Source organism: Flavobacterium sp. (assembly GCF_043773265.1).
In the GTDB taxonomy this organism is placed as follows: domain Bacteria; phylum Bacteroidota; class Bacteroidia; order Flavobacteriales; family Flavobacteriaceae; genus Flavobacterium.
This window is the reverse complement of record NZ_JAYVFH010000198.1, coordinates 1-12,289: the sequence shown is the minus strand read 5'-3', so window position 1 is coordinate 12,289 and position 12,289 is coordinate 1. Positions and strand designations below refer to the sequence as shown.

Here is a 12,289-nt window from a genome sequence, read left to right as displayed (position 1 = left end):
ATGAAGACATTCCTATTAATAAGGATTTTTGTTTTGCTGGCGAGGTTGGACTTTCAGGCGAAATTCGTCCTGTAAATCGTGTTGATCAAAGAATTCAAGAAGCTGAAAAATTGGGATTCTCCTCCATATATGTTTCTAAATACAATAAAATATCTTTAAAAAATACCGCAATAAAAATTCAATTAGTGGCTAAAATTGAAGATATTGCTAGTGAATTGTTTGGATAAAAAACATGAAAAATATGAAAACAAAAATCTTACTATCGTTATCGCTATTATTGCTTTTAGTTTCTTGTAATTCAAATACTATTTATAGTGAATTTAAAAACGATTTTGATAGCAATCGTTGGCTTAAAGCTGATGCTAAAACATTTGAATTTACAATTGATGAAGATGCACAATTGTATGACATCATCTTTGATTTTAGTCATGTTTATGATTATCAATTTTCAAGTATTCCAATAAATTTTATTATAGAAAGTCCAAATTCTTTACAAGAGAAATTTACAATTGATTTAAAAATTAAAGACAACTCAGGAAAAGATATTGGAGATTGCTCTGGAGATATTTGCGATTTAAAATTTAAAATTAAAGAAAAATATAAACTTGAAAAAGGCAAATACAAAGTTATCATTTCTAATAATTTTAAAGCAGATTATTTACCAAATGTTATTGGAGTTGGGTTAGATGTTGAAAAATTAAAATAAATATCATTAAAAAAAGATTTTAACAATTTTAGGATATTACTTTCAATTACTATAATTCAGTTGTAATTGATGAATTCTTCATCATCGGTAATTGTGAGATAATCAATAGGATAAACAAAGTTGCAATTGCTATAATTCTTAAACATTTAATATTTTGTAGTTTTCATTAAATAATATACGAATTATCTTATATTATAGAATAAGAAACAAATCTTAAAAATAAAAAAATTAACTTCATCCCAACCTTTTCATAAAAAATGTGCTCTATATAGATAATCCTTCTGGTTAAGGATTTTAACATTAATAGAATCATTATGAAAAAAACATTCCAATTAGAAATAAAAAGTCCTTGCCAAGAAAAATTTATCGATATGAAACCAAACTCTGATGGTTCTTATTGTAACTCATGTGCAAAAAATGTAATCGATTTTATCACCAAATCTAATTCTGAAATTTCAAAATATATTTCAGAAAACAAGAATAAAAACATTTGTGCAAGATTAAAAACATCACAGTTAGAACAATTTTATGAATATGGAGAAACATCTAAAATCAATAATTTTAAATATGCAGTTGCTGTTGCTGCTTCAGTATTATTAACTTCTAATGTTGTAGCACAAGAAAAAAATCCTGTAAAAACCGAAGTTGGTTGTGCCAAACCAAATCCGCATACAATGGGTAAAATTGCATACACACAAACTCAAAACAAGGTAATTTCATTTTCAATACAAGGAAAAGTACTAGATGGTAAAACTAAAAAACCTGTTTCAGAAAAATCCTATCCAAATTTATATATCTTTATAAACGGAACTTCTAAAACTGTAAAAATCAATCCTAAAACAGGAAGGTATGAACTTTCAGTTCTATTATATGATAATACAAAAGAAGTTTATGTAAGAATTAGCAACGATGATTTTAACTTTTCTAAGTCATATTCAGTAGATTTAAACCAAATTAAAAATGGAGTTTTACCTTTAAATATAATAGTAAATCCAAACGAAGAATTTAAAAATTATATGATTCTTGGCGGTTTGGGTGTGAATTATAAAAACAACAAAAACCAAATATCTTCTTAATAAACAACTCATGAAAAAAATAGTCCTATTATCACTTTTGGTTTCAGCAGTAACATTTGCACAGAAACCTATTTTTACATCTGCCAAAGTAAAAGCTGCAACCATTTATTTTAACGCTGCCGAATTACAACAATCCACAACCGTAAATCTTCCTGTTGGAACAAGCGAAATTGTGATTAAAAATGTTGCCGATTATTTAAACGAAAACACAGTTCAAATTGGAGCTCCAAATACAGTAACCGTTTTATCTGTTCAGTTTACACAAAATTATATTTCAGAGTATGAAATTGACGAAAGCAATCCAGCAATAAAAAAAGTGAGAGATAGTATAACTTTTGTAACTAAAGAAATTGGCAAAATTCAAATAGAAAAAATATCCAATTCTAAAACTATTGAAATTCTTGATAAAAATCAACAAGTTGGCGGAGCAAATTCTGGGTTGAATATTACAGAATTAATGAAACTTATAGAATATTACAAAGCAAAACGTATTGAATTAAGCAATACCATAACGCTACTTCAAGAAAAAGAAAGTAAATGGAACGAAAGATTGTCTAATTTGAATAAAAAATTAGAGCTCAATACTAAAAAAGAAGAAAAATCGTCTAACGGAAAACTAATTCTTCAGGTAATGAATGAAGTTGCAGGAAATGTAAATTTGGATATAAATTATATCACTAATAATGCAACTTGGTCTCCGTTTTATGATTTAAGAGCAGAAAGCATTAAAGATCCAATAAACATGATGTATAAAGCTCAAGTAGCTCAAAACACTGGAATAGATTGGAAAAAAGTAAAGCTAACTTTATCTAGCGGAAACCCAAATCAAAACAACCAAGCACCAATATTGAGCTCATGGTTTTTAAGATACGGAAATCCTAATGTATATTATAGAAATGGTGATAATAACAAACAGTTAAACTATATTCAAAGTGCTCCTGTTGCAATGGCTCGCAAGGATAATAATGATGCAGAAACGGCTTCAATTTCTAATTACACAACAGTAAATGAAAACCAACTTAACGTTTCCTTCGACATTGACATTCCTTATGATATTTTATCAAACGGAAAAATACACAGCGTTGCGTTAAAAGAAATAAAATTACCTGCAACTTATAAATATTATGCTGCGCCAAGAGTAGAAAAAGAAGCTTTTTTATTAGCAGAAATTAATGATTATTCTAAATACAATTTATTACCTGGCGAAGCCAATATTATTTTTGAAGGTATGTATGTTGGTAAAACAATGATTAACCCAAACCAAACTGCAGACACTTTAAATCTAAGCATGGGAAGAGATAAAAAAATCTCCATAAAACGTGAAAAAGTAGTTGATAAATCTGGAACTAAATTTTTGTCATCCTATAAAGAACAAGTCTTTACTTATGATTTAACCGTTAGAAATAATAAAAAAGAAGAAGTTTTCTTATTGCTAAAAGATCAATATCCGTTAAGTACAGATAAGGAAGTGACAATAGAATTATTAGAGAATGGAAACGCAAAAGTTAACACTGAAACTGGAATTTTAACTTGGGAACTAAAACTCACGCCAAACGAAACTAAGAAAATAAGGATAAGCTACAAGGTGAAATATCCAAAAGATAAAATTATTGATAATTTGTAAAATTATTGATAATTTGTAAAATTATAAAACCTAACTTCTTAAAAAAGAGTTAGGTTTTTTTTTAACTAATTATAAATGAGAAGATTTGATTTATTTGTTATAAATTTACGCTACCAAAAAAAAAATACTGCCATGAAAACATATTATATTTTTATTTACTTTTTATTTATATCAATTGGGTTTTCACAAACTATTGCATTACAGACATTTGCGACTGGTTTAAATAGTCCTGTAGAAATTACCCATCCTGTTAATGACTCAAGATTTTTTGTTGTGCAACAAGGAGGATTAATTAGAATTGTAAAACCTGTTGGTTCAACTGGAACTATAAATACAACACCATTTATAAATTTATCTACAATAATAACAACTGCAAACAATGAACAAGGATTACTTGGTTTAGCATTTCATCCAAACTATGCAACCAATGGTTATTTCTTTGTAAATTACACTAACACGGTTGGCAACACAGTTATAGCAAGATATTCTGTAAGTGCAAACCCAGATATTGCTAATACAACTGGCACAATATTAATGACAATTACACAACCATTTACAAACCATAATGGCGGAAGTTTAAAATTTGGTTCTGATGGATATTTATACATTGGAATGGGTGATGGTGGTAGCGGTGGTGATCCTGGAAACAGAGCACAAAACATAAACGAAAACCTTGGAAAAATGCTTCGTATTGATGTTAACTCAACTGTTGCACCATTCTACACAAGTCCAACAACAAATCCATATTTTGGGATTGCAGGAAATGATGAAATTTGGGCAAGAGGATTGCGAAATCCTTGGAAATTTTCTTTCAATAGATTAAATGGCGATTTGTGGATTGCCGATGTTGGTCAAAATGCTGTTGAAGAAATTGACAAAGTTGTAAATCCGTTACCTAACACTGGAATAAATTTTGGTTGGCGTTGTTATGAAGGAAATTCTGTTTATAATACTGCTGGTTGTGACGCTGCGTCTACAATGACTTTTCCGTTTGCCCAATATTCTCGTTCTGGCGGAGCATGCTCTGTAACTGGCGGATATTTTTATACAGGAACATTGTACCCAAATTTTCAAAATAAATATTTTTTTACTGATTATTGCGATGATAAAATAAGAACAGTAAATACAGCTGGTGTAATTACAACAACAACTTCATTTTCTGGCAACAACTTTGTTACATTTGGAGAAGACATGAATGGTGAATTATACATTGCTGGAATTTCGTCTGGTACAATTTATAAAATAATTGATTCTTCATTGAGCGTTTCTGAATTTGAAAAAAATGGATTTTCAATGTTTCCAAATCCTGCAAAAGATTCCTTTTCAATAAAAAGCACAACCAATTTAGTGGCAAAAAATGTTTCATTATATGATTTATCTGGAATATTACTATTGACTAAAAAATTAGAAAACTCACAAGAAAATAGCATTTCTGTTTCTAATCTTTCTAGCGGAATGTATTTAGTAACAATTGAAACTTCTGAAGGTGAAAGTTTTACTAACAAGCTTGTTGTTAAATAGATTATGAATCAACCATTTACTGTTACTACAATTACCACAAACGAACTTGGAATTTCTATTTTTTTAGACATTAATTTTGAAGTTCAACAACGTGGCGGATTGTTTTTGACGGAGCAAATAGCATCAAAGAATTTCAGAATTAGAAAAAGTGATATTGGTTACACAACAGATTTTCATTTATCTGGCGATGCAACATTTATTATTATTCAAAAAGGTAGTTTGAAAATTGAATTACAGAATGGAGATTTCAAAATATTTTCTTCTGGAGATTTTTTCATTGCAAAAGACAATTTACCTTCAACTATTGTATTTGATAACAAAATTCATGGACATAAAGCAAGTGTAATTGGAAATGAAGTACTGCAAGCAATTCATATTAAATTGTAAATTATTTAATTTTAAAAACGAAAAAATTATTTGCTGTGATTTTTTTTGTCAGAATTAAAAACTAGAAAAACTAAATACTAAAACCAAAACTAAGGTGCAGGATTTGGGTGAGTTTCCTGAATTTTTTCTATTTCTAAAAGAATTTCATTTGATAAAACTACATCAAACGCATCAATATTTTCTTTTAATTGTTCTAATGTAGTTGCTCCAATAATTGTTGATGTCACAAAACTTTGTTGGTTTACAAAAGCTTGCGCCATTTGAAGTAATGTTAACCCATTTGCATGTGCCAAATCTTTGTAAAGTTTAGTTGCTTTAAAACAATTTTCGTTGTTGTACCTAACAAAATTTGGAAATAATTTTAATCTGGAATTTTCAGGATAACCATCTAAGTATTTTCCGGTAAGAAATCCAAATGCCAATGGAGAATAAGCCAGTAAACCAACTTTTTCTCGCATACAAATTTCAGATAAACCAACTTCAAAGAGACGATTCAACAACGAATAAGGATTTTGAATTGTGGTGATTCTAGGCAAATTATGCTTTTCGCTTTCATGCAAAAATTTCATCACACCATAAGGATTTTCATTAGAAACGCCAACGGATTTTATCTTTCCTTCTTTAATTAATTGATTATAAACCGTTAAAACTTCAAAGATATTGTCTTGCCATTGAGAATCAATTTCAGTTACGCCACGTTTACCAAACATATTCATAATTCGTTCTGGCCAATGCATTTGATATAAATCTATATAATCTGTTTGAAGGTTTTTTAAACTCAATTCAACCGCTTGATTGATACTTTTTTTAGAAAAATCTAATGGTTTTCTAATGTATTCTAATCCACGATTTGGACCTGCAATTTTGGTTGCAACAACAATATTTTCTCTTTTGTCTTTTCCTATTTTATTTATCCAAGTTCCTATATAACGTTCTGTTTTTCCAAAAATGATTTCGTTACCACCAATTGGATACATTTCTGCCGAATCAAGAAAATTAATGCCTCTTTCTACTGCATAATCTAACTGCGAATGTGATTCGGCTTCACTATTCTGATTTCCAAAAGTCATTGTTCCTAAACAGATTGTACTAACTTTTATATTGGTATTTGGAAGTTCTTTGTATTTCATTTTTATAAAAAACGCTAATTTTTGAGTGGCTTCAAAGTTAAAATTAAAAAAAGTTCTAAAAAAATTTAGATGCTTTTTAAAATTATTTTTTTACAATATCTCTAATAATCTTAATGTGATGAGTTGTATGTAAAATCAGGAATTTTTGAGTTTGTTTTACATTCAAATCATTAAAATATGGATGCGCAAAAAAACTGTTTTTATGAAAAGTTTCCATTTTTAAAACCTTTGCTTTTACTTTTTCTAATTTTTCTCTCAATGAGTTTTCGGTGATTTCACCAACTGGCATTACTACTTCTGGTGCTTTAGCCTTTCCTCTAGGAATTGTATTAGTTGTAAAAACCATAAATCTTTTAAAATTAAATTTAGGTTTAAATTCCTCTGGATTAGATTTTTCTAATGCACTTGTAATTCTTGATAATACTATCAAACAATGATCTATTTGCCAACCAACATTAGCTTTGGAAATTGCCAAATTACTTTTTTCTAGATTAGGAATGTTGTTTTCTAATTCTGATAATAATTGATTAAGTTTTCGCATTTAAAAATTATAGTTCATTCAACATTTTAGAAATTTCATCTAATTTTGGCGTTAGAATAATTTCAATTCTACGGTTTTTAGCTTTTCCTTCTGGAGTATCGTTGCTCATTAGTGGTGCAAATTCTCCACGACCTGCAGCAGTAAGATTTTCTTTTTTAACAGATTTGTTTTCTGAAAGAATAGTAACAATTGCTGTTGCTCTTTTGGTTGATAAATCCCAATTATTTTCTATTCCTCCACCAATACTTCCTAGAATTTTATCATCGTCTGTATGACCTTCGATTAATACAGAAATATCTGGATTGTCACTCAATACTTTTCCAACAGCAACAACTGCGGTTTTTCCTTCTGCGCCAACTGCCCAACTACCAGTTCCAAATAATAATTTATTTTCCATAGAAACATAGACTTTTCCGTTTCTTTGTTCAACAGTCAAACCTTTACCTTCAAATGCTTTTAATGATTTAGAAAGTGTTTCTTTTAGTTTTTTCATGCTTGCATCTTTGGCAGCAATGTAAGATTCTAGTTCGCTCAATCGTTTAGAACTTGAGTCTAGTTCGGCTTTCAATTTATTCAATCGGTCTTGCTCTGCGGCCATCGATTTTTCTTTGGCTTCAAGTTGTGCTAGAAGTTCACGATTTTTATTAATATTACTAGTCAAAGCTTCGTTGCTATCTTTTTCTAATGCATTGTATGAAGCTTGTAGTGTTTTTAGATTTTTACTACTTGCTGTATAATCTGCTAGTAATTTATCACGTTCTGCTTTCAATTTATCTAATTCTGTTTTTTGAGCATTTGAATCTAATTCTAATTGATTTTTAGCTTTTAATAAATCTTCATTTCCGTCAGATAAGTTTCTGTTTTCTTTTTTTAAATCGGCATATTTTTTTTCTAAATCATTGTATATTTTTTTTGAAACACATGATGTAGATACTATTAATACTACTAATGCTATTGAAATTTTTTTGATCATTTTATTATTTTTTTAATTGATTGTAGTTTTGGGTTTGTTTTTATTGATAATGAAAGCGTATTTAATTTTAATCTATCTCAACTAAAATTGGGCAATGGTCAGAATGTTTTGCTTCGGGCAAAATAACAGCTCGTGTCATTCTATGTTTTAAATTTTCGCTTACCAAGTTATAATCTATTCTCCATCCTTTATTGTTAGCTCTTGCTCCGGCACGATAACTCCACCAAGAATATTGATGTGGTTCTTTATTAAAATGGCGAAAACTGTCAACAAATCCAGATTTCATAAAAGAATCTATCCAAGAACGTTCTTCGGGTAAAAATCCCGAAACGGTTTTGTTTCTTATTGGGTCATGAATATCAATTGCTTCGTGACAAATATTATAATCGCCACAGATAACAAGATTTGGAGTTTCAAGTTTTAGCTTGTTAACGTAGTGTTGAAACTCATCCATATAGTTAAACTTGTGTCCTAATCTATCAATATTGGTTCCAGATGGCAAGTACAAACTCATTACAGAAATATCTTCGAAATCGGCTCTAATATTTCTTCCTTCATAATCCATAGATTCTATTCCGGTTCCATAAAGAATTTTCTTTGGTTCTATTTTACTCAAAATAGCAACACCGCTATACCCTTTTTTGGTTGCCGAAAAATAATATTGGTATGGATAACCTGCGGCTGTAATTTCGTTTGTAGGAATTTGATCTTCGTTGGCTTTAATCTCTTGAAGACAAATTACGTCGGGATTGGCTAGTTGTAACCAATCTAAAAAACCTTTTGTAATTGCTGCTCTTATGCCATTTACATTATATGAAATGATTCTCATTGTCTCTTTTTATAGTTTTTCAAAAGTACTTAAAAACTAAATTGATTTATTTTAAAGTTTTAAAGTTTTTAACCATTTTATAAACCATTTCAATAAATTAATTGTGCAGAAAATTCAATAGAATTACTATCTTTGTTTCTCGCTCAAAAAAAACAATAATAAATGGGTTTAGTTACCGCCAAAGAAGTTGCAAAATCAATAAACGCCGATAAATATGGTGTTTTTGGCACTTTTGCTGGTTGGTTATTAATGAAAGTGCTTAAAATATCAACTTTAAACAAGGTTTATGATAGAAACAAGCATCTTCAAGATGTTGAATTTTTAAATGCTATACTTAACGATTTAGAAATTAAATTTGAAATTCCCAAAGAAGATTTAAAAAGATTACCAAAAGATGGTGCTTATATTACCATTTCTAATCATCCGCTTGGCGGAATTGATGGTGTTTTACTTTTAAAATTAATGCTCGAAAAAGAACCAAATTTTAAAGTAATTGCCAATTTTTTATTGCACAGAATTGAGCCATTAAAAAAATATATAATGCCAGTAAATCCTTTTGAAAACCATAAAGATGTAAAATCAAGTGTGGTTGGATTGAAGGAAACATTTCGTCATTTGAGTGATGGAAAACCACTTGGAATGTTTCCTGCTGGAGAAGTTTCTACCTATAAAGACGGAAAATTAGTTGTAGATAAAGCTTGGGAAGAAGGTGCAATTAAGGTAATTAGAAAAGCTCAAGTTCCTGTTGTTCCAATTTATTTTCATGCAAAAAACAGTCGGTTGTTTTATTTTTTATCCAAGATTGGCGGCACACTTAGAACCGCAAAATTACCATCAGAATTATTTACTCAAAAACATCGTGTGATTAAAGTTCGTATTGGAAAGCCAATTTCTGTTGCAGAACAAAATGAATATAAAACAATCGAAGACTATTCGGAATTTTTAAGAAAGAAAACCTACATGTTGGCAAATTCTTTTAACAAAGAAAGCAAAACTCTGAATGTTCCGAATTTAAAATCACCAAAAAGTCCAAAGAAAATTGTAACTGCTGCAAGCCAGGAAAAAATGATTGAAGAAGTTGAAGCATTGAGAAAAGCTGATTGTAGATTTTTTCAAAGTAAGAATTATGAAGTATTTTTTACCGAAGCCAACAAGATTCCAAATGTACTTCATGAAATTGGAAGATTAAGAGAAATTACTTTTAGAGAAATTGGCGAAGGAACAAACGAATCTATAGATTTAGACAAATATGACCAATATTATCGTCACATGTTTTTGTGGGATGAAGAAGCCAATAAAGTTGCTGGAGCTTATAGAATGGGTTTAGGATCAGAAATTTATCCTAAATATGGAATGGAAGGTTTTTATTTAACTGATTTATTTAGATTTGAAAGTGAGTTGCACGAAATGATGCATAATTCTATCGAAATGGGACGCGCATTTATTGTAAAAGAATACCAACAAAAACCAATGCCATTGTTCTTGCTTTGGCGCGGAATTATTCATACAACATTACGTTATCCTGAACATAAATTTTTACTTGGCGGAGTAAGTATTAGCAATCAATTTACCGATTTTTCTAAATCGTTGATGATTGAATTTATGAAATCTAATTATTATGATCCATACATTGCACAGTATGTTCATCCAAAAAAAGAATTTAAAATAAAACTAAAAGATGCTGATAAAGATTTTATTTTTGATGAAGCCGAAGCCGATTTAAATAAATTTGATAAAATTATTGACGAACTAGAACCAGGAAACTTAAGGTTGCCAGTTTTGATAAAAAAATACATAAAACAAAATGCACGATTGGTAGCATTTAATGTTGACCCTCTTTTTAATAACGCAATTGATGGATTGATGTATATTAGAATTGCAGATATTCCCGAAAGCACCATGAAACCTGTTATGGAAGAGTTTCAAGCTGAATTGGAACGGAAGTTGGGTGAGAAGTAGGAATAGGTTTTCAGTTTTTTTTAGTTACTAAATTTAGAATAGTCAAAAATTTATAAGAAGGTCTTCGACAAGCTCAGACTGACATAACTTATTGTAATTGGCTTTTTTGCAAAATTAGAAATTGTTCTCTCTACAAATTATAATTTATTACGAATTGCCACACTAAGCATGTCGAAGCCGTTTGAGTTTAAAAGGAGGTCTTCGACAAGCTCAGACTTACATGGCGCATCATAATTGATTTTTTTTGGAAAATAGAATTTTTTGCTTTCTACAAAGTATAATTAATAACAAATTGTCACACTGAGCTTGTCGAAGTGCCATTATTAAATAAAGAATATGAAAACTTATTTTGTTTATATCCTTAAATGTAGTGATAACTCATATTATACTGGTTTTACAAATGATTTAGAAAGGAGATTTGGAGAACATGTTTCAGGTAAAAATAAAGCTTGCTATACCTTCAATAAAAGACCGCTGGAACTAATGTGGTTTGAAAATTTTAACGAAGTTTTGAATGCTATTGCAATTGAAAAACAAATAAAAGGATGGAGTAGAATAAAAAAAGAAGCTCTTATAACTCAAGACTGGGATAAACTAATTTTGTATTCTAAAAATTATACTCAATTTGGTAATCCCAACGATTTAGAATAATAAAATAAAGGTCTTCGACAAGCTCAGACTGACATAACTTATTCTAATTGGCTCTTTTATAAATCAGAACTTTTTACTTTCTACAAAATATAATTAATAACTAATTGCAACACTAAGCATGTCGAAGCTATTTGAGTTTAAAAGAAGGTCTTCGACAAGCTCAGACTGACATAAATTATTCTAATTGGCTTTTTTGCAAAATAGAATTTTATCACTAGATTTCAAAGTGCGAAACCAACTTTGGAGTTTGCCTAAAACCCAATTGCGTCTATCGACTGTTGGTGGAAATGCTAAAAAATCGTGGAAAATTGAAACCTAATTTTTTTTATGTACTTTTGAGTAAATTAATAATTAAGTATGAACTTAATAGAAAATCATAATAAAGACATCTTGAATTTATGCAAAGTGCATAAAGTAAAATCTTTATATGCTTTTGGTTCTGTTTTAACCGACAAATTCAACAACGAAAGTGATGTTGATTTGATTGTTGATTTTGAAAATTTGGATGTTTTAGATTATGGGGATAACTATTACAACTTAAAATTTTCACTTGAAAATATTTTAAAAAGAAGTATTGATTTATTAGAAGAAAAAGCTATTAAAAATCCATATTTTAGAAAGACTTTAAATCAAAATAAAGTATTGATTTATGGATGATAATATTAAAACTTGGCTTTATTGTCTTGTCCTGAAATTGGTTGACTATTTTTTGATTATTAAATATTTCAAAAATAGTGAATTGTAAGCCCGAAACTTTTGATTAAACACCGAAAACCAAAAGTACAAAACCAATTTTAAAGTTTGCCTAAAACCCCAATTGCGCCAAACCGCCTTAAGTTTACATTATATAAATTTATATTATAAATCAGAAAGAACAAAAGGATGGAGTAAG

General features: G+C 29.2%; 14 protein-coding genes. 10 read left to right on the top strand and 4 right to left on the bottom strand.

Annotated elements, in window-relative coordinates; all coding sequences use genetic code 11:
• From ACH2BO_RS10740 to ACH2BO_RS10715, 6 genes are all read left to right on the top strand, one after another.
• Nucleotides 1–227, top strand: a 227-nt coding sequence (locus ACH2BO_RS10740) for a S16 family serine protease (protein ID WP_395044745.1), incomplete at its 5' end; no start/stop codon positions are given.
• Between the two features lie 14 nt (nt 228–241).
• Complete coding sequence (locus ACH2BO_RS10735; protein WP_395044744.1) at nt 242–706, top strand: hypothetical protein; 465 nt, start codon at nt 242–244, stop codon at nt 704–706.
• A 314-nt stretch (nt 707–1,020) separates the two neighbouring features.
• The gene (locus ACH2BO_RS10730; protein WP_395044743.1) at nt 1,021–1,782 is read left to right on the top strand and encodes a hypothetical protein; all 762 of its coding nucleotides are present in this window, start codon (nt 1,021–1,023) and stop codon (nt 1,780–1,782) included.
• A gap of 10 nt (nt 1,783–1,792) precedes the next feature.
• Entirely contained in the window at nt 1,793–3,406 is a 1,614-nt protein-coding gene (locus ACH2BO_RS10725) for a DUF4139 domain-containing protein (protein ID WP_395044742.1), read from the top strand.
• A 132-nt stretch (nt 3,407–3,538) separates the two neighbouring features.
• Nucleotides 3,539–4,927, top strand: a complete 1,389-nt coding sequence (locus ACH2BO_RS10720; RefSeq protein WP_395044741.1) for a PQQ-dependent sugar dehydrogenase — start codon at nt 3,539–3,541, stop codon at nt 4,925–4,927.
• Between the two features lie 3 nt (nt 4,928–4,930).
• Nucleotides 4,931–5,314 (top strand): hypothetical protein, encoded by a 384-nt coding sequence (locus ACH2BO_RS10715; RefSeq protein WP_395044740.1) that lies wholly within the window; start codon nt 4,931–4,933, stop codon nt 5,312–5,314.
• A gap of 89 nt (nt 5,315–5,403) precedes the next feature.
• Here ACH2BO_RS10715 and ACH2BO_RS10710 read toward each other — a convergent pair whose 3' ends face one another.
• From ACH2BO_RS10710 to ACH2BO_RS10695, 4 genes are all read right to left on the bottom strand, one after another.
• Nucleotides 5,404–6,444 carry an aldo/keto reductase gene (locus ACH2BO_RS10710; RefSeq protein WP_395044739.1) on the bottom strand — a complete coding sequence of 347 codons (1,041 nt, stop codon included), beginning with the start codon at nt 6,442–6,444 and terminating at the stop codon, nt 5,404–5,406.
• Between the two features lie 82 nt (nt 6,445–6,526).
• Nucleotides 6,527–6,985 carry a hypothetical protein gene (locus ACH2BO_RS10705; protein ID WP_395044738.1) on the bottom strand — a complete coding sequence of 153 codons (459 nt, stop codon included), beginning with the start codon at nt 6,983–6,985 and terminating at the stop codon, nt 6,527–6,529.
• A 7-nt stretch (nt 6,986–6,992) separates the two neighbouring features.
• Complete coding sequence (locus tag ACH2BO_RS10700) at nt 6,993–7,958, bottom strand: OmpA family protein (protein ID WP_395044737.1); 966 nt, start codon at nt 7,956–7,958, stop codon at nt 6,993–6,995.
• Between the two features lie 67 nt (nt 7,959–8,025).
• On the bottom strand, nt 8,026–8,787 hold the full coding sequence (locus ACH2BO_RS10695; protein ID WP_395044736.1) for an exodeoxyribonuclease III: 762 nt from the start codon (nt 8,785–8,787) through the stop codon (nt 8,026–8,028).
• A 162-nt stretch (nt 8,788–8,949) separates the two neighbouring features.
• Here ACH2BO_RS10695 and ACH2BO_RS10690 point away from each other — a divergent pair, with 162 nt between their 5' ends.
• From ACH2BO_RS10690 to ACH2BO_RS10675, 4 genes are all read left to right on the top strand, one after another.
• Nucleotides 8,950–10,746, top strand: a complete 1,797-nt coding sequence (locus ACH2BO_RS10690) for a GNAT family N-acyltransferase (protein WP_395044735.1) — start codon at nt 8,950–8,952, stop codon at nt 10,744–10,746.
• A 336-nt stretch (nt 10,747–11,082) separates the two neighbouring features.
• The gene (locus tag ACH2BO_RS10685; protein ID WP_395044734.1) at nt 11,083–11,397 is read left to right on the top strand and encodes a GIY-YIG nuclease family protein; all 315 of its coding nucleotides are present in this window, start codon (nt 11,083–11,085) and stop codon (nt 11,395–11,397) included.
• Between the two features lie 184 nt (nt 11,398–11,581).
• Entirely contained in the window at nt 11,582–11,716 is a 135-nt protein-coding gene (locus tag ACH2BO_RS10680; RefSeq protein WP_395044733.1) for a hypothetical protein, read from the top strand.
• A 38-nt stretch (nt 11,717–11,754) separates the two neighbouring features.
• On the top strand, nt 11,755–12,054 hold the full coding sequence (locus ACH2BO_RS10675) for a nucleotidyltransferase family protein (protein WP_395044732.1): 300 nt from the start codon (nt 11,755–11,757) through the stop codon (nt 12,052–12,054).
• The last annotated feature ends 235 nt before the right edge of the window (nt 12,055–12,289 follow it).